The organism is Streptosporangium lutulentum, assembly GCF_030811455.1.
Lineage (GTDB): Bacteria > Actinomycetota > Actinomycetes > Streptosporangiales > Streptosporangiaceae > Streptosporangium > Streptosporangium lutulentum.
The window spans coordinates 75,721-102,456 of the sequence record NZ_JAUSQU010000001.1; the positions used below are offsets into that span (position 1 = coordinate 75,721).

The 26,736-nt window shown below is 69.1% G+C and carries 17 protein-coding genes; 11 read left to right on the forward strand and 6 right to left on the reverse strand.

The features are described from left to right. Nucleotides 1–248: 248 nt before the first annotated feature. Both leuS and J2853_RS00320 read left to right on the forward strand, forming a co-directional pair. Complete coding sequence (gene leuS / locus J2853_RS00315; protein ID WP_307553676.1) at nt 249–2,735, forward strand: leucine--tRNA ligase; 2,487 nt, start codon at nt 249–251, stop codon at nt 2,733–2,735. Nucleotides 2,736–3,243: 508 nt separating this feature from the next. Continuing rightward, on the forward strand, nt 3,244–4,110 hold the full coding sequence (locus tag J2853_RS00320; protein ID WP_307553678.1) for an NAD(P)-dependent oxidoreductase: 867 nt from the start codon (nt 3,244–3,246) through the stop codon (nt 4,108–4,110). A gap of 70 nt (nt 4,111–4,180) precedes the next feature. Here J2853_RS00320 and lexA read toward each other — a convergent pair whose 3' ends face one another. Next, a complete protein-coding gene (gene lexA, locus J2853_RS00325) occupies nt 4,181–4,891 on the reverse strand; it encodes a transcriptional repressor LexA (protein WP_307553680.1) in 711 nt (236 codons plus the stop codon). A gap of 712 nt (nt 4,892–5,603) precedes the next feature. On the opposite strand from lexA, the gene J2853_RS00330 reads away from it, so the two are divergent. From J2853_RS00330 to J2853_RS00345, 4 genes are all read left to right on the forward strand, one after another. Beyond that, nucleotides 5,604–5,870: a LysM peptidoglycan-binding domain-containing protein gene (locus J2853_RS00330; RefSeq protein ID WP_307553682.1), complete on the forward strand. Its 267-nt coding sequence runs from the start codon at nt 5,604–5,606 to the stop codon at nt 5,868–5,870. Between the two features lie 343 nt (nt 5,871–6,213). Next, nucleotides 6,214–6,675 (forward strand): transcriptional regulator NrdR, encoded by a 462-nt coding sequence (gene nrdR / locus J2853_RS00335; RefSeq protein WP_307553684.1) that lies wholly within the window; start codon nt 6,214–6,216, stop codon nt 6,673–6,675. Between the two features lie 85 nt (nt 6,676–6,760). Further along, the gene (locus J2853_RS00340) at nt 6,761–9,589 is read left to right on the forward strand and encodes a vitamin B12-dependent ribonucleotide reductase (protein ID WP_307553686.1); all 2,829 of its coding nucleotides are present in this window, start codon (nt 6,761–6,763) and stop codon (nt 9,587–9,589) included. Nucleotides 9,590–9,821: 232 nt separating this feature from the next. Beyond that, nucleotides 9,822–10,658: a helix-turn-helix transcriptional regulator gene (locus J2853_RS00345; protein ID WP_307553689.1), complete on the forward strand. Its 837-nt coding sequence runs from the start codon at nt 9,822–9,824 to the stop codon at nt 10,656–10,658. 242 nt (nt 10,659–10,900) lie between these two features. On the opposite strand, the gene J2853_RS00350 is transcribed toward J2853_RS00345, so the two are convergent. Further along, complete coding sequence (locus J2853_RS00350) at nt 10,901–11,713, reverse strand: SDR family NAD(P)-dependent oxidoreductase (protein ID WP_417849753.1); 813 nt, start codon at nt 11,711–11,713, stop codon at nt 10,901–10,903. A 74-nt stretch (nt 11,714–11,787) separates the two neighbouring features. Here J2853_RS00350 and J2853_RS00355 point away from each other — a divergent pair, with 74 nt between their 5' ends. Further along, the gene (locus tag J2853_RS00355) at nt 11,788–12,444 is read left to right on the forward strand and encodes a TetR/AcrR family transcriptional regulator (protein ID WP_307553693.1); all 657 of its coding nucleotides are present in this window, start codon (nt 11,788–11,790) and stop codon (nt 12,442–12,444) included. A gap of 123 nt (nt 12,445–12,567) precedes the next feature. On the opposite strand, the gene J2853_RS00360 is transcribed toward J2853_RS00355, so the two are convergent. Then, nucleotides 12,568–13,494, reverse strand: coding sequence for a DMT family transporter (locus J2853_RS00360; protein WP_307553695.1), 927 nt, complete (start codon nt 13,492–13,494; stop codon nt 12,568–12,570). 98 nt (nt 13,495–13,592) lie between these two features. On the opposite strand from J2853_RS00360, the gene J2853_RS00365 reads away from it, so the two are divergent. Both J2853_RS00365 and J2853_RS00370 read left to right on the forward strand, forming a co-directional pair. Next, nucleotides 13,593–14,483 carry a LysR family transcriptional regulator gene (locus J2853_RS00365; protein WP_307553697.1) on the forward strand — a complete coding sequence of 297 codons (891 nt, stop codon included), beginning with the start codon at nt 13,593–13,595 and terminating at the stop codon, nt 14,481–14,483. 308 nt (nt 14,484–14,791) lie between these two features. After that, complete coding sequence (locus J2853_RS00370; RefSeq protein ID WP_307553699.1) at nt 14,792–16,426, forward strand: phosphodiester glycosidase family protein; 1,635 nt, start codon at nt 14,792–14,794, stop codon at nt 16,424–16,426. Nucleotides 16,427–16,662: 236 nt separating this feature from the next. On the opposite strand, the gene J2853_RS00375 is transcribed toward J2853_RS00370, so the two are convergent. Then, entirely contained in the window at nt 16,663–18,099 is a 1,437-nt protein-coding gene (locus J2853_RS00375; RefSeq protein WP_307553701.1) for an MFS transporter, read from the reverse strand. Nucleotides 18,100–18,199: 100 nt separating this feature from the next. Between J2853_RS00375 and J2853_RS00380 the strand changes: the two genes are divergently transcribed. Together J2853_RS00380 and J2853_RS00385 are read left to right on the forward strand one after the other, a co-directional pair. After that, complete coding sequence (locus tag J2853_RS00380; RefSeq protein WP_307553703.1) at nt 18,200–18,694, forward strand: winged helix-turn-helix transcriptional regulator; 495 nt, start codon at nt 18,200–18,202, stop codon at nt 18,692–18,694. A gap of 339 nt (nt 18,695–19,033) precedes the next feature. Beyond that, a complete protein-coding gene (locus J2853_RS00385; protein ID WP_307553705.1) occupies nt 19,034–19,306 on the forward strand; it encodes a hypothetical protein in 273 nt (90 codons plus the stop codon). Between the two features lie 128 nt (nt 19,307–19,434). Here J2853_RS00385 and J2853_RS00390 read toward each other — a convergent pair whose 3' ends face one another. Beyond that, complete coding sequence (locus J2853_RS00390) at nt 19,435–23,595, reverse strand: ThuA domain-containing protein (protein WP_307553707.1); 4,161 nt, start codon at nt 23,593–23,595, stop codon at nt 19,435–19,437. A 1,900-nt stretch (nt 23,596–25,495) separates the two neighbouring features. After that, nucleotides 25,496–26,695 (reverse strand): cytochrome P450, encoded by a 1,200-nt coding sequence (locus tag J2853_RS00395; RefSeq protein ID WP_370879162.1) that lies wholly within the window; start codon nt 26,693–26,695, stop codon nt 25,496–25,498. Nucleotides 26,696–26,736 lie beyond the last annotated feature (41 nt).

The window sequence follows — 26,736 nt, forward strand, 5'->3', positions numbered from 1 at the left end:
ACCGGCCGCTCCGCTGTCCCCCTTTCATGATGATCGGCCTTGTTTTCCCAGGCCATGAATATGACTTGTGGACTGCGATAGGCTTGGAATATGCATGCCGCGACCTTGCTGCTTACCGGGCCGCATCGGATTTCCTGGCTCTGAGTGCCCTGCCGATGCGGCTGCCCTTCGCGTGAGCGGAGGGTTTTTCCATTGGGCCAGAACGGGCCAGATCATCTGCACAGACGTATACCGAGGGAAGATTGAACGTGAGCGAGCGAGCCGACACGCAGAGCGACGAGCAGCATTATGACCCGCAGGCGCTGCAGGTCAAATGGCAGCAGCGGTGGGAGGAGCTGGACCCCTTCCGGGCCTCCGACGACCCCGCCGACACGCGTGAACGACGCTACGTGCTCGACATGTTCCCCTATCCCTCGGGCGACCTGCACATGGGTCACGCCGAGGTGTTCGCCATCGGCGACGTCGTCTCCCGTTACTGGTTCCAGCGCGGTTACAACGTGCTGCACCCCATCGGCTGGGACTCCTTCGGCCTGCCCGCCGAGAACGCGGCGATCCGGCGCAACGCGCACCCCGCCGAGTGGACCTACGCCAACATCGAGACCCAGGCCCACTCCTTCAAGCGTTACGCGGTTTCCTTCGACTGGTCTCACCGCCTGCACACCAGCGACGCCGAGTACTACAAGTGGACCCAGTGGCTGTTCATCCGCTTCTTCGAGCGCGGCCTGGCCTACCGCAAGGGCGGCCTGGTCAACTGGTGCCCGAACGACCAGACCGTGCTGGCCAACGAGCAGGTCGTCGCCGGGCGGTGCGAGCGATGCGGGGCCGACGTCGTCCGCCGCGAGCTGACCCAGTGGTATTTCAAGATCACTGACTACGCCGACCGGCTGCTGGACGACATGGTGCAGCTGAAGGACGGCTGGCCGGAGCGCGTGCTGACCATGCAGCGCAACTGGATCGGCCGCTCCGAGGGCGCCGACGTCAACTTCGTGATCGAAGGTCGCGACGAGCCGGTCACCGTCTACACCACCCGCCCCGACACCCTGTACGGCGCGACCTTCTTCGTGGTCGCCCCGGACGCGCCGCTGGCGGCGGAGATCGTCACCGACGACCGGCGTGAGGCGTTCGAGGCGTACCAGGCCGAGGTGGCCAAGCTGTCCGACATCGACCGGCTGTCCACCGAGAAGGAGAAGACCGGCGTCTTCCTGGGCCGGTACGCGATCAACCCGGTCAACGGCGAGCGCATGCCGGTCTGGGCGGCCGACTACGTGCTGTCCGACTACGGCCACGGCGCCATCATGGCCGTGCCCGCGCACGACCAGCGCGACCTGGACTTCGCCCGGACCTTCGATCTGCCGGTACGGGTGGTCGTGCACACCGGCCTGGCCGACCCCGGCGAGACCGGCGTCGCCACCTCCGGCGACGGCGCGATGGTCAACTCCGGCCCGCTGGACGGCCTGGCCAAGGCCGACGCGATCCGCAAGATCACCGAGGTGCTGAGCGAGCGGGGCACGGGGCGTCCCACGGTCAACTTCCGGCTGCGCGACTGGCTGCTGTCCCGCCAGCGCTTCTGGGGCTGCCCGATCCCGATCATCCACTGCCTCGACTGCGGCGAGGTCCCCGTCCCCGACGACCAGCTGCCCGTCACCCTGCCCGACCTGCGCGGTGAGGCCCTGACCCCCAAGGGGGTCTCCCCGCTGGCCTCGGCCGAAGACTGGGTCAACGTCGACTGTCCCAAGTGCGGCGGTCCCGCCATGCGCGACACCGACACGATGGACACCTTCGTCGACTCCTCCTGGTACTTCCTGCGCTACGTGGACCCCTCCTACGAGGGCGGCCCGTTCGACGTGGAGAAGCTGCGCCAGTGGGGGCCGATCGACCAGTACGTCGGCGGCGTCGAGCACGCGGTGCTGCACCTGCTGTACTCGCGATTCTTCACCAAGGTCCTGCACGACATGGGCATGGTCGATTTCGTCGAGCCCTTCACCCGCCTGCTGAACCAGGGTCAGGTGATCAACCAGGGCAAGGCGATGTCCAAGTCGCTGGGCAACGGCGTGGACCTGGGCGAGCAGATCGACTCCTACGGCGTGGACGCGGTCCGGCTGACCGTGGTGTTCGCCGGCCCGCCCGAGGACGACATCGACTGGGCCGACCTCTCCCCGGCCGCGTCGCAGAAGTTCCTGGCCCGTGCGTTCCGTGTCATGGCCGAGGCCGGTGCGGCCTCGGCTCCCGGCACGGACTTCGCCACCGGTGACCTGAACCTGCGCAAGATCGTCCACCGGACCGTCGAAGAGGTCACCCGGCTGGTCGAGTCCCATCGCTTCAACGTCGCGGTGGCCCGCATGATGGAGCTGACGAGCGCGACCCGCAAGGCCATCGACTCCGGCCCCGGAGCCTCGGACCCGGCGGTCCGAGAGGCCGCCGAGACCCTGGCGGTCATGCTGTCGCTGGTCGCGCCGTACGCCGCGGAAGAGGGCTGGGAGCGGCTGGGCCACCCCGCCACGGTCGCCAAGGCGGGCTGGCCGACGGCCGACCCGGCCCTGCTGGTCCAAGACTCCGTCACCTGCGTCGTCCAGGTCGCCGGCAAGGTGCGCGACCGGCTGGAGGTCTCCCCGGAGATCTCCGACGCGGAGCTGGAGGCTCTGGCGCTGGCGTCCGAGAAGATCCAGCCCTTCCTGTCCGGCGCGCCGCGCAAGGTCATCGTCCGTGCGCCCAAGCTGGTCAACATCGTCCCCTGACCCGCGTCCCCGGATGAACGCCGGAGGTGTCCCGTGCCGCTCACGCGGTCTCTCGCAGAACGCGTGAGCGGCACGGGACACCTGCTTTCACAGACGCGTCCGCTGGTTCGACGCCTTGACCGCGTGCACGGAAGGCGACGGCCCACCGTGCCGTCCTCTCCGTTCTCTCCGTCTCCGCCGTTCTCTCCGTCTCCGCTGTCTTCTCCGTCTCCGTCCTCTCCGTCTCGCCGTCCTCCCGTCGAACGCGGCGGCGTCGCGGCACGGCGATCTGTCATGCCGGCAGAACGTGATCCCACCCGTGTGGCATGGCCCTCACACGCCTGCCGGCCGGCGCGAATGTTACGGTGTGTGTCCATTCCACTCCACGGAGTCTCGCCGAAGGAGTGATCGCGCCCCCGAGATCACTCCCGCGTGGCTCCTCACCCCCGGTTCGACGACGGGGCGCCGGCCCGCATCTCGGTAGCCGGTGGTGGAAGGGAAGGACAACGGCTGACAGGGGGATAGAGGCATGCGGGTATCGGTATTGGGGATGGGCAGCATGGGGCGGGCGCTGGCCCTGCGGTTGCTCGAACGCGGTCATGTGGTCACGATCTGGAACCGGACGCCGGGCAAGGCGGCCGAGGTCGTCGACGCCGGTGCCGTGGAGGCGTCCTCGCCGATCGAGGCCGCGCGGGGAACCGAGGCCGTGCTGATGTCGCTCGCCGACGACAGGGCGGTCCGTGACGTCATGACCCGGCTGGCCGATCTCGGATCGGATCCCGGAGGGCCGATCGTGGCCGATATGAGCACCGTCTCTCCGGACACGTCCCGCGCGCTGGTGGATCTGGTGCCGGGAGGCCGTTTTGTGGCCGCCCCCATCCTCGGAGGGCCTCAGGCCGTCGTCGAGGGGCAGGCCATGGGGCTGCTGGGAGGCGAACGCGATCTCGTGGACCGGCTGAAGCCGATCTGGCCGGATCTCTTCGCCACGCGCTGGTACTACTGCGGGGGCGACCCGGGAAACGCCCTGACGTACAAGCTTCTGAACAACTATCTGATGATGTCGGGTATCGCCGTCATCGCCGAAGTGGTGGCGACGGGTCAGGCGGCCGGACTCGACGAGGCGATGCTGAGGGAGTTTCTCTTCCAGTGGCCGACCGTCGCGCCCGCCCTGCACAACCGGCTCGACGGCATCCTCGGTGACGACCACCGCGGATGGTTCACGACGTCGCTCGGTGCCAAGGACGTGCGGCTCACCGTGGAGGTCGCGGAGTCGAGGGGTATTGATCTTCCGATCGCCCGGCTGGTCGAACGGCGCTACGAGGAAGCCGCCGAGCGTGGATGGAGCGACTCCGACATAACCGCGGTCGTGGAGTTGCTCAGGGACCGGCGTCGCTGAACGCCGGAGGGGAGCGTGGCCCTGGCCGGGTGGCCTCGCTCCCCTCCGATGTGTTGTCTCGCGGTGTGCGTCAGAGCTTGCGCAGAACCGCCACGACCTTGCCCAGGACGGTGGCCTCGTCACCCGGGATCGGGTCGTAGTTCGAGTTGTGCGGGACCAGCCAGACGTGGCCGTCCTTGCGCTTGAAGGTCTTGACCGTGGCCTCACCGTCGATCATCGCCGCGACCACGTCGCCGTTGTCGGCCACGGGCTGCTGGCGCACGACCACCCAGTCGCCGTCGGCGATCGCCGCTTCGATCATCGAGTCGCCGGTCACCTGGAGCAGGAAGAGCGTGCCCTCGCCGACGAGTTGCTTGGGCAGGGCGAAGACGTCTTCGACGCTCTCCTCGGCGAGAATCGGGCCACCGGCGGCGATCCGGCCGACGAGCGGCACGTAGGCCGCGGTCGGGCGGTTGACCGGCGCCTCGTCGTCTCCGGCGCCGGGATCCACCCACAACGCGGGCTCGCCGGGGAGACGCACCTCGAGCGCGCGGGGACGGTGCGGATCGCGGCGCAGGTAGCCCTTGCGCTGCAACGCCGTCAACTGGTGCGACACGCTGGAGGTGCTGGTGAGCTGCACCGCCTCACCGATCTCTCGCATGGACGGCGGATAGCCGCGCTGCTGCACGGAATCACGGATGACCTCAAGGATCTTCCGCTGCCTGGGGGTGAGGCCAAGAGAGTCACGTCTGCGTACCGCCAGGTCGCCGGTGGCCGAACCGTTCTCGTCATGCTCGCTCATGCGATCTCCTCGCATCCCGGTCTGTATTGATTGCGTCGCACACAGCGACCGTACTCCGACCGAAGATCATACTCAAACAATAGTTCGAATGTCCTCGAAATCGATGCCAGCGTGGTGTACAACATCGTACGGGAGTTCGATCGACATCGTGTTCGATTCACCGATCTTTCTTCGACATGTGTTCGGCCAGGTCGAAGGGATGGGGGCCATCATGAAGCCGACCGCGACGACACTGCGATCCGTGCCGTCACCGAGATCCGTGGCGCCGCCGGAATCCGCGAAAACACCGCCGGCCGCGAAAACGCCGCCGCCCGCGAGGATGCTGCGGTCCGTGCCGCCGTCGGGAGCCGTTCCGTCATCGAGATCCGCGACGCCACCGAGGTCCGTGTCGTCATCGAGATCCGCGACACGGTCAAGGTCCGTTCCGACGCTGAGATCCGCGACACAGCCGAGGTCCGTGCCGCCGCCGAGATCCGTTCCGGCGCCGAGATCCGCGACACAGGCGAAGTCCGTGTCGCCGTCGAGGTCCGTGAGGATGTTGCGGTCCGTGCCGCCGTCGAGATCCTCGAAGGCGCCGCGCCCCGCGGCGAAACCGCGGTCCGTGCCGGCGCCGCGCTCGCGGGCGGTGGCGTCCCCGCGGCCGGGTTCGCGGAGGGGTGCCGGGCGTCCTCATGCGCCGCTGCGCCTCACTCGGCGTGGGAGGATTGTGGTGGTGGCGGTGCTCGCGCTGCTGACTTTGGGAGGGCTCTGGATCGGGGGCCGCATCGACGCCGCCTCGGCGGGCGAGCGGAGAGGCCACGAGGGCCTGCACTGGGTCGTGGTGCAGAGGGGCGACACACTGCGGGAGATCGTGGACGCGGTGACGAGAAAGGTCGATCCCGACGGGGTGACTCGCCAGATCATGGATCTCAACGGGCTGTCCGGCTCGGTGGTCCAGCCCGGGACCCGGCTCTACCTGCCCGCCGGTCTCACCCCCTGAGGGGGTGCCCCCGGAGGTCGTTTCGACGTCTCGTTCGAAACGTCGAGCGAAGGTTCGTGAAGCGTGAGGGGGTCACTCGGGAGGTCTTCGAAGGGCGACACGCCGGACGACGGCGGCTGATCAGCGACTTCGCTCCGAAGGGTCTTCCTAACTTGCGTTCATGGTCCGACCCTCCTACCGTTGGACCACAACATCTAGTGGCTTCGGCGACATACTTCACCATAGATTGTGTTTCCATTACCGCACCTCGACTATTCGAGGAGCGTGCGCACGCGTCTCTTCCCGAGCGCTGTGAGGTGCATGGGGTGAGTGAGCCGCTCAGCCGGTCAGGGAGGCGACACGCGTGCACTGTCCGTTCTGCCGTCACCCTGACACGCGGGTCATCGACAGCCGCTCCACCGAGGACGGCGGCGCCATCCGCCGCAGGCGCACATGCCCGGAGTGCGGGCGCAGGTTCACCACGCAGGAGACGGTGCTGCTCATGGTGAGCAAGCGCAGTGGTGTGACCGAGCCGTTCTTCAGGGACAAAGTGGTCGCCGGGGTTCGGCGGGCCTGCCAGGGCAGGCCGGTCGGCGAAGACTCGCTGGCACGACTGGGCCAGCTGGTCGAGGAGGGCATCCGGGCGACCGGGTGCGCGGAGATCCCCGCGCACGAGGTCGGGCTCGCGATCCTGGGCCCGCTCCGTGAGCTGGACGAAGTGGCCTACCTACGGTTCGCCTCCGTCTACCGCGGATTCGAGACCCTCGCCGACTTCGAGGCGGAGATCGAGCAGCTGCGGACAGAGCGTTCCATCAAGCAAGACTGAATCAGACCCCGGGCGCCGGGGGACAGGGCGGCGCGTTGATGTATCCGGCTCGAGGGCCCTTCAAGGGCCCCGGAAGGGGGAAGTCATGACGGAAACCGTCAGTGGTGCGGTTACACGTGGGGGCAAGCGAGTGCACAAGGGTTTGAGGATGAAGCGCATCTTCACCACACCTGGAGTGCATCCCTACGATGAGGTGCTCTGGGAGCGCCGTGACGTCGTCATGACCAACTGGCGCGACGGGTCGATCAACTTTGAGCAGCGGGGCGTCGAGTTCCCCCAGTCCTGGTCGGTCAACGCCGCCAACATCGTGACCACCAAGTATTTCCGCGGCGCGGTCGGCACCCCGCAACGCGAGTGGAGCCTCAAGCAGCTCGTCGACCGCGTGGTGGGCGTCTATACCAAGACCGCCGTCGAGCACGGCTACTTCGCCACCGAGGAAGACGCCGAGATCTTCGACCACGAGCTCAAGCACGCCCTGGTCAACCAGATCTTCAGTTTCAACTCGCCGGTTTGGTTCAACGTCGGCACGGCCTCGCCGCAGCAGGTCAGCGCCTGTTTCATCCTGGCCGTCGACGACCAGATGGAGTCCATCCTCGACTGGTACAAGGAAGAGGGTGTGATCTTCAAGGGCGGTTCGGGCTCCGGCGTGAACCTCTCCAGGATCCGCTCCTCCAAGGAACTGCTCTCCAGCGGCGGTACGGCCAGCGGCCCGGTCTCCTTCATGCGCGGCGCGGACGCCTCCGCGGGCACCATCAAGTCGGGCGGCGCCACCCGCCGCGCGGCCAAGATGGTCGTCCTGGACGTGGACCACCCCGACATCGAGGAGTTCATCGAGACCAAGGCGCGCGAGGAGGACAAGGTCCGCGCGCTGCGCGACGCCGGGTTCGACATGGACCTGGGCGGCAAGGACATCGTCTCCGTCCAGTACCAGAACGCCAACAACTCCGTGCGCGTCTCCGACGAGTTCATGAACGCGGTGGAGAAGGGCGAGCGGTTCGGCCTGCGCGCCCGCCTCACCGGCGAGGTCATCGAGACGGTCGAGGCCAAGGACCTGTTCCGCAAGATGGCCAAGGCGGCGTGGGAGTGCGCCGACCCGGGTGTCCAGTACGACGACACGATCAACGACTGGCACACCAGCCCGGAGACGGGCCGCATCACCGCCAGCAACCCGTGCTCGGAGTACCTGCACCTGGACAACTCCTCCTGCAACCTGGCGAGCATCAACCTGCTCAAGTTCCTGAACGACGACGACTCCTTCGACATCGCGAGCTTCGTGAAGGTCACCGAGCTGGTCATCACCGCGATGGACGTCTCCATCACCTTCGCCGACTTCCCGACCCAGAAGATCGACGAGACCACCCGGGCCTACCGCCAGCTCGGCATCGGCTACGCCAACCTCGGCGCGCTGCTCATGGCCACCGGCCACGCCTACGACTCCGACGGCGGCCGGGCCGTCGCCGGGGCCATCACCTCGCTGATGACCGGCGTCTCCTACCGCCGCAGCGCCGAACTGGCCGCGGTCGTCGGGCCGTACGACGGCTATGCCCGCAACGCCGACGCCCACAAGCGGGTCATGCGCAAGCACAGCGAGGCCAACGACGGCCTGCGCACGATCGACGCGATCGACGGCGCCATCCACCGGGAGGCCTCCAAGCAGTGGGCGGAGTGCCTCAAGCTCGGTGACAAGAACGGCTACCGCAACGCTCAGGCCTCGCTGCTCGCGCCCACCGGCACCATCGGCCTGATGATGGACTGCGACACCACCGGCATCGAGCCCGACCTCGCCCTGGTCAAGTTCAAGAAGCTCGTCGGCGGCGGCTCCATGCAGATCGTCAACCAGACGATCCCGCGGGCGCTCCGGCAGCTGGGCTACCAGGAGGAGCAGGTCGAGGCGATCGTCGAGTACATCGCCCAGAACAGCCACGTCGTGGACGCCCCCGGTCTCAAGCGGGAGCACTACGAGGTGTTCGACTGCGCCATGGGCGAGCGGGCGATCGCCCCCATGGGGCACGTCCGGATGATGGCCGCGGCCCAGCCGTTCCTGTCCGGCGCCATCTCCAAGACGGTCAACCTGCCCGAGTCCGCGACGATCGAGGACATCGAGCAGGTCTACATGGAGGGCTGGAAGCTCGGTCTGAAGGCCCTGGCCGTCTACCGCGACAACTGCAAGGTCGGCCAGCCGCTCTCCGTCGCCGGTAAGAAGAGCGACGAGAAGGCCGCTCCCGCGGAGCCGGCGGTCCAGGTCGTGGAGATCAGCCGCCCGACCCGCCGCCGGATGCCGAACCAGCGCCCCAGCACCACCACGCGCTTCACCGTGGGCGGCGCCAAGGGCTACATGACCGCCTCGTCCTACCCCGACGACGGTCTCGGCGAGGTCTTCCTGAAGATGTCCAAGCAGGGCTCGACCCTCGCGGGCGTCATGGACGCCTTCTCGGTGGCCATCTCCATCGGCCTGCAGTACGGCGTGCCGCTGGAGACCTACGTCGGCAAGTTCGTCAACATGCGCTTCGACCCGGCCGGCATGACCGACGACCCGGACGTCCGCATGGCCGCCTCGGTGATGGACTACATCTTCCGCCGCCTGGCCCTGGACCACCTGCCCTATGACGACCGGGCCGCCCTCGGCATCTTCTCCGCCTCCGAGCGCTCCGCCCAGCAGCGAGGTGAGGACCCGGCCCCGATCCACACCGACGAGGTCATCGCCGAGCTCGCCACCTCCGCGCCGATAGAGGAGCAGCCGCAGCCCCGCCCGGAAGCGGTCGCCGTGGCCGCCCCGGAGCGGGTCGGCTCCCTGGAGTCCCACCAGGGTCGCACCGCCGACGCGCCGCTCTGCATGACCTGCGGCACCAAGATGCGCCCCGCCGGTAGCTGCTACGTCTGCGAAGGCTGCGGCTCCACCAGCGGCTGCAGCTGATTTCAGGCGGAAAAGCAGCATCGGCTATGGAAGCCAGGTCTGCATAGTGCCTGGTGACGAAGGGGTCCGGAATCGAATCCGGACCCCTTCCGGTGTTTCCGGATTCCGATTTCACCGGCAGCTTCGATTCCACGCCTATCGGCACGAGTCGACGCCAGGAAGCCCAGAGGTACGACCAGTCGTCTTCCGCCGGGCGCCATTCGACGTGCGGGAAACGGCAGGGGACCTCCACATGGCCTTCGACAGCCGTGACGGCTTGGTCAGGGTGAGTGTGGACGTTCGCACGACCCAGTCCAGCCAGTGCAGGTTATGGGATCTGAGCCAGCTCGACCTGGCCATCCAGGCAGGGGTCTCCAGCCGGCACGTCAGCTTCGTCGAGACCGGGCGCACGATTCCCAGCCGACCGATGGTCCTGCACCTGGCGGAACAACTGCAGGTCCCGCTGAGAGAGCGCAACCGGCTCCTGGTCGCGGCGGGATACGCGCCGGTCTTCCAGAAGCGCCCGCTGGACGCCCCGGATCTGTCCGCGGCGCGTGAGGCCCTTCATCAGATCTTGCGGGGGCACGAGCCGAATCCGGCGTTGGTGGTGGACCATTGCTGGAATTTGATACTCGCCAACTCCGCCGCCGATGTGTTCCCGGACGGTGTCGCCCCCGCCTTGCTCGAACCACCGGTCAACATGATGCGCCTGGGCCTGCACCCTGACGGGTTCGCACCCCGTCTGCTCGATCTGGAGCAGGTACGGGGATTTCTGCTGCCGCGGTTGGCGCGACAGGTGCAGCGGAGGGGGGATCCCCAGTTGAGCGATCTCTATGCGGAACTGGTCTCCTACGGCGCTCCCGGGCAGCTTCAGCCGCCAGATCCCGCTGACATCGCCCTGCCCGTCCGCATCCGGCATCGAGGGGTCGAGCTGAGCTTCTTCAATACGATCACCACGTTCGGAGCCGCTTTCGACATCACGCTCGAAGAGATCGCGATCGAGGCGTACTTCCCCGCCGACGCGCGCACCGCGCTCGCATTGCGCGGAGGAACCCACTCGGCGGCGCCGAACACCGCACCCTCCGAATAAGCGCACGTCCCCGGTAGGCCGGGTGCGAGCAGGGTTTTGACGCGGGGCAAGCCACCGCATCGCAACGGGTTCGCTGTCCCGGACCTCCGGCGAAGGTCCGAGACGGCCTCTCGAACAGGCGTGCCGGTCAGGATCGTGATGGCTGGAACGACGAACGCCCGGCCCCTACGTGGCCGGGCGTTCGGTGCGGCACGGATTCGACGCTCACCGACGTGCCGGACACGAGCGTCCGCTGTGCACGATCAACGGAATGCGGCCAGCGCGACCGGCTGCCACTTCCGCCACGTGGCAAGCCGTTCCTCGTACTCGGCCTCGACCGGCTCGAACGACGTGCCGAAGAAGACCCGGGCCGGCGGGTCGTCGGTGTCGGCCAACTCCAGGATCGGCCCGCGCGTCGCCTTGGGGTCGCCGAGGTCCCACACGATTTCGGTGACCGCGCGGACCTCGGCGTAGTCCGGGTGCTCGGCACTGGTGCGGCCGCTGTTGCCACCGAAGTCGGTCGCGTACGGGCCGGGCTCCAGGCAGACAACGTCGATGCCGAAGTGCGTGACCTCCTTGCGGAGCGACTCCGACAGCCCTTCCACCGCCCACTTCGAAGCGTGGTAGCCACCGATGCCGGGGAACGCCCGGACCCCGCCCTCGCTGGTGACCTGGATGATCCGGCCGTGACCCTGCGCGCGCAGCACAGGCAGGACCGCCTGCGTCACCCATAGCGTGCCGAAGAAGTTGGTCTCCATCTCGGCGCGGATCTCGGTCTCGGTCAGTTCCTCGACCATGCCGAAATGGCCGTAGCCCGCGTTGTTGACCACCACGTCCAGCGCGCCGAAGTGCTCAGCCGCCTGCCGCACGGCGGCGAACACGGCCGCGCGGTCGGTGATGTCGAGCCGCAGGGGCAGGACGGCGTCGCCGTACTTCTCGGTGAGGGGATGCGAGTGGTCGAGGTCGCGTGAGGTGGCGGCGACCCGGTCACCCCGCTCGAGGGCGGCCTCCGCCCACTCGCGACCGAACCCCTTCGACGTGCCGGTGATGAACCACGTCTTGGACAACGTCTTCACCTCTCTCCAGTCGATACCTTTGATGGCAAGAGTAGCATGGAATGCATTAATTGAATGGATGGTATCGTTGCCGTATGGAAGGTCGGCGAGATCGGAAGAAGCGGCAGACCCGCGAGCGGATCCAGACCTCGGCGCTGGAGCTGTTCGCGTCGCACGGCTACCGCAACACGACCATCGCGGCGATCGCCGAGCACGCGGACGTCGCGACGCGGACCGTCACGCTGCACTTCCCCACCAAGGAAGACCTGCTGTTCGCCGACGACCCGTTCGGCCCGGAGTCGCTGGCGGCCCGTCTCGACACCCGGCCCGGCGCCGTCCTCGATGTCGTCGGCGAGTGGATGCGCGACACGATGCACGCCCTCGACGAACGCGACGCCGACCAGGGCCGCAAGCCGGGCGAGACCTGGTCCCTGCGCGTCAAACGCGCCACCCTGATAGCCGAGGACGAGGACCTCCGCGGCCGCGGCCGCGGAGGCTACTACGAACTCGAACGCCTGATCGCCGCCGCCATCGGCGAGGACCTGGGCCTGGCGCCCGACGCGCTGGCCCCGCGCCTGACCGCGTACACCGTGGTGGGCGGCCTGCGCGAGCTGTACATGACCCACGAGGCCCACCATCGCGACACCGCCACCGAGGAACTGCTTCCCCTGGTCGACCGCGTACTCGACTTCGCCCGCGCGGGCCTGGCCAGGCTCGCGGACAAACCATCGCCGGCTCACCTCGGCCCCTGAGCCACACCGCTCGTTCGACGATCCTGGCACTTGCCATGAGGGACAGGCGCGGACGGAGAACGCCGCGAGCGTGAACGAGCCCTCCGACGCGGTCCGCCATGAGGGTGACGCCGTCGCCTGTCCTCAGTTCCTCGGTGCGACGAGCGTCGCCGCGTCCTCCGTGGCCGCCGGTGGCCGCTTGTGCCGGGTCATCCCGACGCCGACGAGGACGACGGCCATTCCCGCGATGACGCGGAGGCCGAGCTCCTCGCCGAGCACGATCGCCCCCAGTGCCACCGAGACGATCGGCAGCAGGTAGCCGACGGTGGCGGCGCTGGTCGCGCCTTCGTCCGCGATGAGCCGGTAGTTGAGGTAGAAGGTGATTCCGGTGCTGAAGATCCCGAGAATGACGACGGCGATCACGGCCTTCGGATGGAGATCCACCGGTACCGCGCCACCGGCGAGCAGGGCCGGCGTGCTCAGTCCCGTGGCGGCGACGAGCTGGGCCGCGGCCAGGGCGAGGGGGGCGCCGCCCTTCGGGGTGAGCTTGCGTCCCATGTAGGCGAAGGCGATGGCGTAGCTCACCGCCGCACCGAGCAGGGCGAGGGAACCCCAGCTCAGGAGCCCGGCCTCGTGCCAGGGGGCGAAAATCAGCAACGTGCCCGCGAACCCGAGCAGGAGCCCGCCCAGGCGGGCCGGGTGCGGTCCGCGTTCGGTGCCGATGGCGATGCCGATCAGCAGGGACCACAGCGGAGTCGTCGCGTTCAGCACGCCGGCCGTCCCGGAGTCGGCGGTCTGCTCGCCGATGCCGAAGAGGAGGAACGGCAGAGCGTTGCAGAAGAGGGCGGCCACGACGAGGTGGCCCCAGGTCGTGCGATCTCGCGGGAGGTGCTGGCGCGCGAGGCGGGCCAGGCCGAGAAGGACGGCCGCACCGAGCGCGGAGCGGGCGAAGGTGATCTGGAACGGGGTCAGCCCGTTGTTCAGGGCCAGTTTGATCCAGAGAAAGCTCGATCCCCACAGCAGCGCGAGTACGGCCATGCGGGCCAACGAGCCACGTCCGCCGATGGTCACTTCTCGCCTCCTCGTCCGGTCGGTTCGACATGAACGTTGCCCGAGGAGAACCTGGCAGGACAAGTGAAAGCTTCTGCACTACCTTTAAGATCTGCTACATGCTTGATGTGCGACGCATGCAGGTCCTCCGCGCGGTGGTCACCAGCGGGTCGGTGACCGCCGCGGCGGCGGATCTGGGCTACACGCCGTCCGCCGTCAGCCAGCAGGTGGCGGCGCTGGAGAAACAGGCCGGGCTCGCGTTGCTCGAACGCGTCGGCCGGGGCGTACGGCCGACGGCGGCCGGGCGGCTGCTCACCGAGCACGCGGCCGTCATCGGCAGGCAGGTGGCCGAGGCGGAGGCGGCGCTGGCCGACCTGCGAGCCGGGCGCACGGGTCGGCTGGCGATCCGCTACTTCGCGACGGCGGGCGCCACCCTGGTGGCGCCCGCGCTGGCCCGGTTCCGCCGGGAATACCCGGGCGTGCAGGTCGACCTCAAGATGACCGACCCCGAGGACCCGCTGGGGGAGGTGACGCAGGGCAGGGCCGACCTGGCCGTCGTGGTCCGGCCCCACGACCGGCTCCACGAGGGCGTCCACCTCGTCCACCTGCTCGACGATCCCTATCGCGTCGTCCTGCCCAAGGGACACCGGCTCACCTCGAAACGGGTCCTTGACCTGGCCGACCTCGCCGACGAGCCGTGGGTCGGCAGCGAGGCGCCCGGCCCCTGCCTCGACGCCATGCTCGAAGGCTGTGCCACGGCGGGCTTCGGCCCGCACTTCGTGGTGGAGAGCGAGGATTACGCCACGGCACAGGGGTTCGTCGCCGCGGGCCTGGGGATCGGCCTGATCCCGGAGCTGGGGCTGGCCAACCGCCACCCCGCCGTCGTCGTGCGCAAGGTTCGCGGACCGGAACCCAGCAGGGTGATCCACGCGGCGGTGCGGGAGACCTCGCTGGGCCAGTCGGCGCTCGGCGGACTGCTCGCCGCACTCCGGGACGCGGCGACGCGATGAACGTCAGCCGCCGCGAGAGCCGGAGAGGTGCCGGCGACGGCGGTGCGGTGAACGCCGGCCACCTGAGGGGCGTCGGCGACGGCGACGCCGTCGCCGCCCGATCGTGACGTACGGCTCGGCGGTGCCGTCTCCGGAAGGGAAGGCCGGGACACGCCGGGCAGAGCCGTTCACTTTCCCGACCATGTGTGCACTCCTGTTTCAGCCCCGCAGTTTGCCTCGGTGCGTTGAACTTTCGACTCGATTGTCTTGATCGGGAACACCCGTTCTTCGGATGATTGCGATCACCCACCGAGTCACAAGGATGTGTCATGGACAACCACCCAGGCCGCGGACGCGGCTCCCGTGCGCGGCTCGCGCTCGGCGTGGCCGCCGTGCTGGCCGTCGCAGCACCACTGTCGATCTCCGGGGTGGCCGCGGCGGCGGAGCCGGCCGCACCCGTCGTGTCCACCGCTTCGACCGGCGGCGGGACCGCGGCGCAGTGGACGACGCGGACCGTCGCGCCGGGGGTGGAGGTGCGCACCGGCACGATCAGGAATCCCGCGGCCACGCCCGGCTGGACCGTCACGGTGCAGGCCGCCGTCACGTCCCGGTTCGGCACCCCGGCCTGGGCCGTGGTGGGGACGGAGTCGTGGGCCTCGGAGACCGTGAGCCGGTTGCGCGCCGCCGGCTTCGAGCCTGACGTGACCCGGGTGCCGTGGCCGGCTTACGCCGACACGCCGCACGGCCTCATGGGCGTACGGGTCCGGATCGGCTCCTACCCGACCCAGGACGCGGCGAAGAGCACGGCGTCGCAGGTCACCGCGGCGGGACTCCGTACCGTCGTGGAGTGGACCGGCTACGACGCCGACCAGCCTGCCGACGTGGAGAACATCCAGGTCGCGGTCATCGACCCGCGCAGGTTCGCCGGCTCCGTCAAGGCCACCCACGACGGCAACGTCGCCCAGCGGGAGACGACGTCGTCGGTGGCCGCCGAACTGGGTTCGCTGGTGGGTGTCAACGGCGGCTTCTTCCTCACCTCCAACGCCGACGGCGTCCAGGGCGTCCAGGCCGGCATCGGCGCCTACAACGGCGAGCTGGCCTCGATGGCGGTGGGCTCACGCGCGGCCTTGATCCTCGGGGACGGCGGCCGGCGCAACCGGATCGCCGATCTGACCACCACCGTCACCGTGAGCGCCGGTCGCGCCGACCGCGCCGTCCGGGGCATCAACCGCACGCCGGGACTGGCACGGAACTGCGGCGTGCCCGGCGGGACTCCCACCGCGGAGCCGCGCCACGACGTCACCTGCACCCTGACCGACGACCTGGTCACGTTCACGGCCGAGTACGCCCACGACCTGCCGGCCGGTGCCGGGGTCCAGGCGGTGCTGGACTCCAAGGGCCGCGTGGTGTCGGTCGGCGCCCGGGGAGGCGTCGTCACGCCCGGCCACACCGTGCTCCAGGGCATCGGCGCGGCGGCCGACTGGCTCACCGCCCACGCCGTGGTGGGCAAGAAGGTCTCCGTGACGGAGGTCGTCCGCGACGCCGACGGCCGGAGGGTCAAGCTCGGCGCGAACGACAGCATCATCAGCGCCGCCCCGACGCTGGTGGAGAACGGGCGGATCCACATCGACGCCGCCACCGAGGGCGTCGTCGACCCGGCGGACCTGTCCTTCGGTTACGCGTGGGCGAACAACCGCCAGCCCCGGACGATGGCCGGCATCGACCGGCAGGGCAAGCTGCTGCTGGTCACCGTGGACGGCCGTCTCAGCGGCGGGAGCGAGGGCTTCACCATCGCCGAGGGCGCGGCCTTCATGCGGTCCCTCGGCGCGGAGCAGGCGCTGAACCTGGACGGTGGAGGCTCCACCGCCATGGCGGTGAACGGCGCTCTCGTCAACCGCCCGTCGGACGCGACGGGCGAACGCGCCGTGGGCGACACGATTCAGGTGCTGCCGCGCACCCGCTGACGTCGGGCCGTAAGCCGGTGTCCGCCAGGGGGTGAACCGGAAAAGGGGTGTCCCGGCCGTCACATCGGCCGGGACACCCCTTTTTGTGTTCACGGAGGAACGGAACTCCTCCAGATCGGGATCAGCACTCGCGCATGGCGCGCGCCTCCTCGGTAACGGCGGTCATGGTGGCGTAGACGATGTCACCGAACTCGCCCTTGATCGCGTTGAAGGACATCGCTCGGTGGCCCGCTGTTCTATCTGGTCGCGGTCTCGGCGGGGACGGGCTCGTGGATCCGGGGCGCCTTGCGGGCGCGGAGGCCGAACGCGGTGACGACCGCGCCGAGGGCCCCCGCGACGACCGGGACGACGAGGGCGGCCCGGAGCGCGTCCAGCCCCGCCTCCGGTGAGCCGCCGTCGCCGAGCGCCGCGACGTTGACGGCGGTCACCGCTGACAGGCCGAGGGCGATGCCGAACTGGATCGCGGTGTACAGCAGGCCGCCGGCGAGGCCGTGCTCGTGTTCGTCGACGTCCTCGACGGCGGCCATGGTCAACGGGCCGTAGGCCAGGGAGAAGGCCAGTCCCAGCAGGACCATGGTCGGCAGCATGGCGGTGTAGGCCCAGTCCAGCCCGACGGGCAGGAACAGCACGTAGGCCAGGGTCGCCAGGACCAGCCCTCCGAACAGCACCGGGACGTTGCCGAACCGGTTCACCAGCCGTGGCGTCAGGGTCGGGGCGAGAACGGCGTCGACGCCGATCACCAGCATGGCCAGGCCCGTCTGCAGCGTGCTCCAGCCGCGCAGTTCCTGCAGGTACAGGGTGGCCAGGAACTGGAAGCCGGCGAAGGACCCGAGGAACAACAGCGCTCCCAGGTTGGCGCGTACCAGGGGGCCTGAGCGCAGGATTCCCAGCCGCAGCAGCGGGTCGGCCGACCGCCGCTCGATCACGACGAAGAGGGCCAGCAGCGCCAGACCCGCGGCGAACGCCCCCACCGTGCCGCCCCAGCCGTTGCCGGAGTGCTCCAGGCGGATCACTCCGTACACCAGCAGCAGCATCGCGCCGGTGACGCTGAACGCGCCGGCGAGGTCGAAGCCGCCGGCCGGGCGGTCCGGAGCCCTCGAATCCTTGATCAGAGGGATGGCGGCCAGCAGGATCGCCGCCGACAGGATGACCGGGGCGAAGAACACCCACCGCCAGCCGAACGAGGCCAGCAGGCCACCGGCGACCAGGCCGAGCGAGAAGCCGCCCGCCGCCGTTCCGGCGTAGACCCCCAGCGCCTTGGTGCGCTGCGGGCCCTCGGGAAAGTTGCCGGTGACGAGCGCCAGCCCGGCGGGGGTCATGAAGGCCGCCGCGACCCCGGTGGCGAACCTGGCGACCAGCAGCATCCACCCCTCGGTGGCGAATCCGCCCAGGCCGGAGAAGACCAGGAAGACGGCCAGCCAGAACAGGAACATCCTGCGGTGGCCCAGCAGGTCGGCGGTACGGCCGCCCAGCAGCATGAACCCGCCGTAACCGAGCACGTAGGCGCTGACCACACCGCTGAGCATCCCGGTGGACAGGCCCAGGTCGGCCCGGATCGACGGCAACGCGACGTTCAGCATCGCCACGTCGATGCCCTCCAGGAAGATCGCCCCGCACAGTACGAACAACACACCCCAGGCGCGTCCGTCCATACGGCCGCTCGATGCGGACATGAGTTGATTCCTCTCGCGAAAGGCGGGACCGGCCAGGTTCTCCAAATGACTGCCGGTTCCCTCTTGTAACCAGCAGCAGCTTCGGACACCATCGATGACCATGGAAGACGGCACTTCAAAGTCCCTCGGTCACTGCGGGGATACCGACGACGACTACGACGTTCTTCAGTGGGACACGCGGGAGGACTGTGAGGTCCGGCAGATCCTCGACCGGATCGCCGACAAATGGTCGCTACTGGTCATCGCCCTGCTCGACCAGCGCAGCCTGCGCTTCACCGAGCTGCGTCGCAAGATCGACGGAATCAGCCAGCGGATGCTCGCCCGGACCCTGCGCCATCTGGAGCGCGACGGTCTGGTGAGCCGTACGGTGCATCCGGTCGTGCCGCCACGGGTGGACTACGAGCTCACACCCTTGGGCGCGAGCCTGCACCACACCGTCCGCGCGCTGGTCACCTGGACCGAGAAGCACCAGAACGAGATCGCCGTCGCCCGTTCGGCGTACGACGTCCGCGTGGTGGTCGAGCAGGAGGCCGCGGAGAAGGAGGCGGTGCGGCGGGAGGCCATGGCCCGGGGGGTACTCGCGGGCGGGCGTTGAGGGAACGCGTCAGGCTTATCGCCTGATGCGGGCTAGTTTTTCGGGATTTATCACAATGTCGATGGCGGTGATGCGCCCGTCGGCCCCGGCCTGATGTGAACTCCCGCCGCGTCAAATGATCGCTTTTCGTAAATGCCTTCTATTTCAGATTTTTGATTGGGGGGCGAAGGCCGGGGTAGTCGTTTCGAACCGTCATCAGCGGTTCGGAACGGCGAGCGCCCGGCCCTCGAAAGCCGGACCCTCGCCGCGACGTGGAAAGTGAGTCAGGTGCCACGCGGGAATCGCGGGACGTCACTTTCCCGGCCGCGATGCGAATACGACTCGACGAAAGGTGAGATCGTGGCGAACAATTCTGGACAGACCGGTTCCGACGCGGCGTCGGCCGCCGCCAAGACATTGGCGGACCCCACGTCGACCCCCAAGGAGAAGTCCGCCGCGGCCAGTGCGTTGTCGCAGGCCCCGGAGAGCGAGGGGGAGACCGGCGCCAAGGCGGCGTCGGCCTCGTCCAAGACGCTGTCGGACTCGAAATCGGCCGGTGCGGAGAAGTCCGCCGCGGCCAGCGCGCTGTCGCAGACGCCGACGGACGCGGATAAGGACGCGAAGAAGAAGTAGCCGCGGACAGAGGGGAGAGGAAGCCGGGACCCTCACCCCGATCGAGCGGTCGCGCGCCCGGAACCGTGACGCGTACACGGATCGGCCGTGGCACACCTGGCCGGTGTGCCACGGCCGCGGTTTTCCGGTTAGGACAGACGCGCGATGAGCGCGTCGGTGTCGCGGGTCAGGACCTGACGGACCTCCTCCACGGTCACGATCGCCGCGTCGGCGGCCACGGCGCGGAACTGCTCCAGCGCCTTGACGGTCTTGGCGTCATTGCCGTTCACCTCGGCCTTGAGCACCTTGGTGAGCTGGTTGTGCAGCTTGTTCGCGCCCTTCTGGCTGAGCCTGCTCGTCGCGGCGAACCTGTCGATCAGGTTGCCCAGGTCACGCGTGGAGGTGGTGACTCCGAAGGTGACCGTCTGGTTGGTCCTGTTGCCCGCGTTGTCGGTCGCGGTGACCTTCAGCGCGTGGGTGGCGAGGCTCAGGTCGTACAGCGGCAGCAGCAGGCCGGACTGGTGGGGGGCGGAGTCGAGTGTGCCCTTGAGGGTCTTGACCCCCGAGGTGCTGTCCACCGCCTGCCAGCTGATCCGCAGGTCCTGGCTGTCGCCGTAGATCTGGCCGTCGGAGATGCCGGAGATCAGGACGGTCGGGCGGGTGCCGTCGATCTTCAGCGTGGCGGCCTTCTCGGTCTCCACGTTGCCGGCCTTGTCCTTGGCCCGGTAGGCGAGGGTGTGGGTGCCGTCGCCGGAGATGTTCACCGGCTCGGTGTACGGCTTCCAGCCGCCGTCGTCGAGGGAGTACTCGATCCCGGCCGCTCCCGAGGTCGCGTCGGTGGTCGCCAGGGTGACCGGCACCGTGGTGCCGTGCCAGCCGTCGTCGCCGGCCGCCGCGAACTGGGCGGTGGTCAGCGGCGCGGTGGCGTCCTTCTTCACCGAGACGGTGTCCTCCGCGACGTTGCCCGCCCGGTCGGTGACCCGGTAGGCCACGGTGTGGTCGCCGTCGGCGGTCAGGCTCACCGGCTCGGAGTAGGCCGTCCACGGTCCGCCGTCGACCTTGACCTCCGTCTTGGCGATCCCCGAGGCGTCCTCGGCGGTCACCGCCACCGAGACGCTGGAGACGAACCAGCCGGCGGCGCCGTCCGGGGTGGCCGGGGTGGTGGTCGCCGAGACGGTCGGCTTCACGGTGTCGGCGGCGCAGTCGCCCTGGGCCAGGCCCATGGCGTAGCGGATGCCGCCGACCAGCAGCTTGCGGAAGTCGCCGTCGGTGTACGACTCCTGGGTGTGGCCGAGGCCGGTGTAGAACGACCGTCCCTCACCCTGCGTGCGGCACCAGGTGATGGGGTGGTCGCCGCCCATGTCGCCGCCGGTGTAGCTGCTCTCGTCCAGGCTCTGCAGGACGTGAACGGCACCCCGGGGGTTGGTGCGGTAGTTGTACCACTCGTCGGAGCGGTTCCAGGTCGCCCCGAGGTGCGCGGTGGCGGGGTGGGTGCGGTCCTCGTTCTTGACGGTGGCCTGCTGGGGGGCCGGGTGGCCCTTGAAGTAGGCCCCGACGAGCTTCCCGTAGTACGGCCAGTCGTACTCGGTGTCGGCGGCGGCGTGGACGCCGAAGTAGCCGCCTCCGCCGTCGACGTACGCCTCGAAGGCCGCCTGCTGGGCGTCGTCGAGCACGTCGCCGGTGGTGCTGAGGAACACGACCGCCTTGTAGTTCGCCAGGTTGGCGGCGGTGAAGGCGCCCGCGTCCTCGGTCGCGGTCACCGAGTACCCGCCCGTCTCGGCGAGGTCCTGGATGGCCTTGATGCCCGCCGGGATGGCGTCGTGCCGGAAGCCGGCCGTCTTGGAGAAGACCAGCAGCCGGTCGTCCGAGGGCTCACCGCCGCCGGTGCCGAGGGTGAAGGTGTCCACGTCGTAGAGGTTGCCCCGGCCGCTGGGGCCCTTGAAGACGAGGAACAGCGTGGTGGAGCCGCTGGGCGCGTTGCTCAGGTCCGCCGAGACGTCGACGAAGGTGTCCCAGTTACCGGTGATCGGAACGGTCGCCGTACCGAGCAGGGGTCCGGTCGCCGAGCCTGTGCGGACCTCGATGGTGCCGCCGGCGCCGGCGGAGGCGACCCGTGCCGTGAACGTGTTCGCGTTGCCCAGCGCGTAGGGCTGGAAGGAGATCCAGTCGTTGTTGTCGGTGAAGCCGATCGCCTTGCGGCCTTCGGCGGAGCCGTGGTCGGTGATCTGGATGCCGGACTGGGCGCCGAAGTGCTCGGCCTGGCGGTGACGGGGCTGCAGGATGCGCGTGCTCTCGCCGGTCAGGCCGTCGCTGTCGGTGTAGGTGGCGACGAGGACGCCGTAGAGGTTGGCTGCGGCGTCGTGCTCACCGTCGGACGGGACCACGATGCTGCCCGAGCAGCCGCCCTTGGAGGTGATCAGGTGACGGTGGTTGTCGTGGCCCAGCAGGTAGTCGACGTTGACCTTGGTGCAGTCGATCGAGGAGTCCTCGGGGTCGGTGACGTCGACCGTGAAGGGCACGGTGTCACCGAAGGAGAACAGCTGCCCGTCGGCGGGCAGGGTCAGCTTCACCGTGGGAGCGGTGTTGCCGACGGTCACGATGACGTTCGCGGTCCCGGTCAGCCCCTCCGGATCGGTGACGGTCAGCGTCGGGGTGTAGGTGTCCTCCTCCTCGTAGACGTGGGTCGGGTTGGCCTCGGTGGAGGTGTTGCCGTCGCCGAAGTCCCACGAGTAGGTCAGCGCGCCGCCCTCGGGGTCGGAGCTGCCGGCCGAGGAGAACTTCACGGTCAGCGGCGGGAGGCCGGAGACCTTGTCGGCCGCGACCTTGGCGATCGGGTTGCGGTTGGTACCCGCGAGATACTCCACCCGGTAAAGGGCCTGGTTGTCGCTGCCGGTGCCGTAGTCGAGCACATACAGCGCGCCCTCGGGACCGAAGGCCATGTCCATCACCTGGGTGCCGGTCCAGGGGAAGTCCTCGATCACGCCGGGGGCGCCGTCACCCTTCACCTCGATCGCCTTGATCCATCTGCGGCCCAGCTCACCGGCGAAGTAGCGGCCGTCGAGGGAGGCGGGGAACTTGACGTTCGATTCGAGATCGGCGTCGTAGCGGTAGACCGGTCCGCCCATCGGGGATTCGGAGCCGCCGCCGAACTCCGGCGGGGTGCCGGCCTCGCCGCCGTAGCGGATCCAGCTCGGCTTGGCCGGGGGCAGCGTGGTCAGGCCGGTGTTGCGGAAGGAGTTGTTGGTCGGGCCGCCGGCGCAGTCGTACTTGGCCGCGGACGGGCCGGAGGGGAAGGTGTATTCGTTATAGGTCTCGGCGGTGGTGTTGGTGCCGGTGCAGTACGGCCAGCCGTAGTTGCCCGGGGCGGTGATCCGGTCGAATTCGACCTGGCCGCCGGGGCCGCGGCCCGGGTCGGCGCCGCCGGCGTCGGGGCCGTAGTCGCCGAGGTAGACGATGCCGGTGGGCTTGTCCACCGACATGCGGAACGGGTTGCGGAAGCCCATCGCGTAGATCTCGGGGCGGGTCTTGGCGGTGCCGGGCGGGAACAGGTTGCCGGCCGGGACGGTGTAGGTGCCGTCGGGCTGGGGTTTGATCCGCAGGAGTTTGCCGCGCAGGTCGTTGGTGTTGCCCGAGGAGCGCTGGGCGTCGAACTGGGGGTTGCGGTCGGTGCGCTCGTCGATGGGGGTGTAGGAGTTGGACTCGAACGGGTTGGTGTCGTCGCCGGTGGTCAGGTAGAGGTTGCCGGCCGCGTCGAAGTCGATGTCGCCGCCCACGTGGCAGCACTGGCCCCGGTCGTTGGGCACCTCCAGGACGACTTTCTCGCTGGCCAGGTCCAGGGTGTCGTCGGTTTTGAGGGTGAACCGCGACAGGTTCAGGTGGCCCTTCCACGCCTCGAAGGTGGCCGCGGTGCCGCTGGTGGGGGCGTCCCCGCCGGGGGTGTTCAGCTTCGGCGAGTAGTACAGGTAGATGTGGCGGTTGGTGGCGAAGTCCGGGTCGGCCGCGACGCCCTGCAGGCCTTCCTCGTCGTGGGTGTAGACGTCGAGCTTGCCGGCGACCTTGGTGCTTCCGGCCGGATCGGTGATCCGGACTGTGCCGTCGCGGGCGGTGTGCACCACCGAGCGGTTGGGCAGCACGGCCAGTGACATGGCCTCACCGAGCTTGGCCCCGCCGACGGCCAGCTGAACCTGCTGGTAGTCGGGGGCGGGAATATCGATCGCCGCGTGGGCCGGAGAGCTGGCGACCGCGTTGCCGGAGATGGCGAGTAATGCCGCGGTGAACAGCGTGGCCCACGACCGAGGACGTGGTGACATTGGTTCCCTTTCCTGACATGGGGGGTTAAGTCAGGCAAGGCGCGCGCCGCCGCGCTTTTTGCCGTCATGCATTGCGGTGTTGCGACTGGAGAGTGCCTGCTCCAGGTATGTGGGGCCGTCAGGCAGGCGTCATGGGCCTGCCTGACGTGCCGTCGGCGCGAACGGCTCCGGGGCCGGTCGCGCGGGAGGGGCGGATGAGGAGTGGTACGCCGTACCGGGCCGGGGTGGTGCGGACGTCACGGCGCCGTGGCCGAGGCGGGTGGGAACGGTCCCGGCCCACTTCACCGTGCTCGCGCGTTCGAATGCCGGTGCTCGTGGCCGTCACCGGGCGAGGAGTTCGGTCCTCAGGTCGGAGACGGTGGTCCGGTGCAGGCCGGTCGTCCCTGTGACGTCGACCGGGATCGGGGCGTGTGATCGCACGGGCGCCGCCGCGTCGGCGACAGGCCCGCACGGTGAGGCGCGGCAGGATCCGGCGGCTGGGCGAGGCTGCCCGCCGGGTGAGTAGAATGCTGCTCCTGCGCCACGTGAGCATCGATCCTTTGTTTGTCTCCAACAGCAATTAATTGGGTTTGTAACATGGATATGTCCCGTTATGCACCCCTGCGTCGGGTAACGAGTTGGCATCTACCGATCCCGTCGCAGGTCGACGCGTAAATTCGGCTCACGGTGCGGGGGCAGGAGAGCCGAGGCGGGTCGTGCCTCGCGTTTCGGGGACGTTCGGTTTTTAATTCGGCCAGCCATACGAATTAATCGGGGACGTCGCGTGCCACGGCTCATCCGAGGAGAGCGGCTTCGCCAAACCCGTGCCCGAAGACGAGCGGACGCCGCGCCGGCGCCGGACCGCGACCGGCGCGCCGTATTCCGGGACGCGCTCCGGGTGAAAGTGATGGCCGAGCCGCAGCGGCTCGGCCATCGTCAAATCGTCAAAAATCGGAACCCGCTGTCAGGAACGTTCCTTTAGCGCGGCTGCACCGGGTACGGGGGACCCATCTGGCCGGGCCGTCCTCCGGGGTTCGAGCCCTGATACGGGGGCCGCATCTGGTCCGGCCGTCCTCCGGGGTTCGAGCCCTGATACGGGGGCCTCACCTGGCTGGGCTGACCTCCCGCGTAAGGAGGCCGGGGACCCGGATGGTGGGGAGGCCAGGGACCCGGGTGGTGGGGAGGCCAGGGACCTGGGTGGTGAGGAGGCCAGGGGCCCGGGTGGTGAGGGGGCCAGGGACCTGGGTGGTGAGGGGGCCAGGGATCCGGGTGGTGAGGGGGCCAGGGACCTGGGTGGTGAGGGGGCCAGGGGTCCGGGCGAGGAGGCCAGGGGCCCGGGCGGGGAGGCCAGGGACCCGGGCCGGGCCCCGAAGCGGGCACGCATTCGTACTGCGGACATGGCGTGGTGATGCACCACTTGGGCGAGGGTACGCAGACGCGGCCCGGACCGCAGTTGACCGCCGCGCACGGAGATCCGGGAGGACTGCCGGGAGAACTGCACGTGCCGGCCGCCTGCGCGGCCGCTCCGGCGGCGGTGACCGCCTGCACCGCCGGAGCGGCCGACAGCCCTTCCGCCCAGGCCGTGGTCGTGGCGACGGGTAAACCGGTCGCCACGACCACGGCCATGGCCAAGATCGGGATTAATTTTCGGAGCATTTTCCCCCCCGTTGTCATGATCGGCTCTAGCTCTCCGGTGATGCTCGCACCGGCCGTGCCTGCTAACGGCAAAAGGACTCTCAGCAAGGCGGATGGCTTGCCGGGGGCCTGCCGGTGACGCCGTCATATCGGGGGGTATCGGAGGGAATGTCAATCCACCTGCCTGCCGGCGGGTGAGGACGTCGGGGGAGACGCGGGTGTGGCGGGCCAGGCCGTCGCCGTGGACGGGCGGCCGCAGGCGGCCTCATCCGTCACCGGCTCGCGGTCACACGTCCCAGGTGACCGGGAGGCTTTTGACCCCGTAGATGTCCGCGGTCTCCGGGCGCAGGGCGACCTCTTCGGCCGGTACGGCCAGACGCAGCGTGGGGAAGCGGTTGAGCAGCGCGGGGAGCGCGACGCGCATCTCGACGCGGGCCAGCTGCTGGCCCAGGCACTGGTGGATGCCGTGGCTGAAGGCCAGGTGCCCGCCCTCCTGCCTGCGCACGTCAAGCACGTGGGGGTCGGTGAAGCGCTCGGGGTCGCGGTTGGCGGTGGCGTACGACAGGATGACCGTCGTGCCGGCCTTGATGGTCTGGCCACCCAGCTCGACGTCCTCCAGCGCGACCCTCGTCAGCTGCTTGACGACGGTCAGATACCGCAGCAGCTCCTCCACGGCCCCGTCGGTGAGCGCGGGCTCGGCGCGCAGCGCGGCCAGCTGCTCCGGGTTCTGCAGCAGGGCGAAGGCGCCCAACGCCAGCATGTTCGCGGTGGTGTCGAACCCGGCCGACAGCAGGATCAGGGCCATCCCCCGCAGCTCCTCATCGGTCAGATCACTGTCGAGCAGGTCACTGAGCACGTCGTCGGTGGGCTTGGCGCGCTTGGCGGCCACCAGCTCCGCCAGGTAGTTCTGGGTCGCGGTGTAGGCCGCGAACAGGTCCTCGTCGCCGACCTCGCCGCCGAGGAACGTGTCGATGTTGTCCTGGAAGGAGCCCCGGTCCTCGTACGGCACGCCCAGCAGCTCACAGATGACGACGGAGGGGATGGGCTTGGCGAACGCGGTCACCAGGTCCGCCGACGGCCCGGCCTTCTCCATCGCGTCCAGGTGCTCGGCGGTGACCTGCTCGACGCGCTCGGTGAGCAGCCGCATGCGCCGGACGGTGAACTTGCCCACCAGCGGTTTGCGGTAGCGGCTGTGCTGGGGCTCGTCCATCAGCAGGAACTCGCCGGGCGGCGCCGGGGGGACCTCGATGTCGCCGTAGTCGACCAGCGGGTGGTGGCCCATGAGCTCCTTGCGGGAGCTGAAGCGCGAGTCGGCCAGGATCGACCGGATCAGGTCGTAGCCGGTGACCAGCCAGCCCTGGTGTCCGTCGGGGAAGGGGAATCGGCTGATCGGGCCGTGCTCGCGGGCCTGGATCAGCTCCTTCGGCGGGTCGAAGGGACAGCCGGGCTGACGCGCGGTCGGCATCGTCGTGATGGTGTGTTCCATGGTCATTCCTCTGGTTTCCGCTCGTGACAGTATGTGTTTTC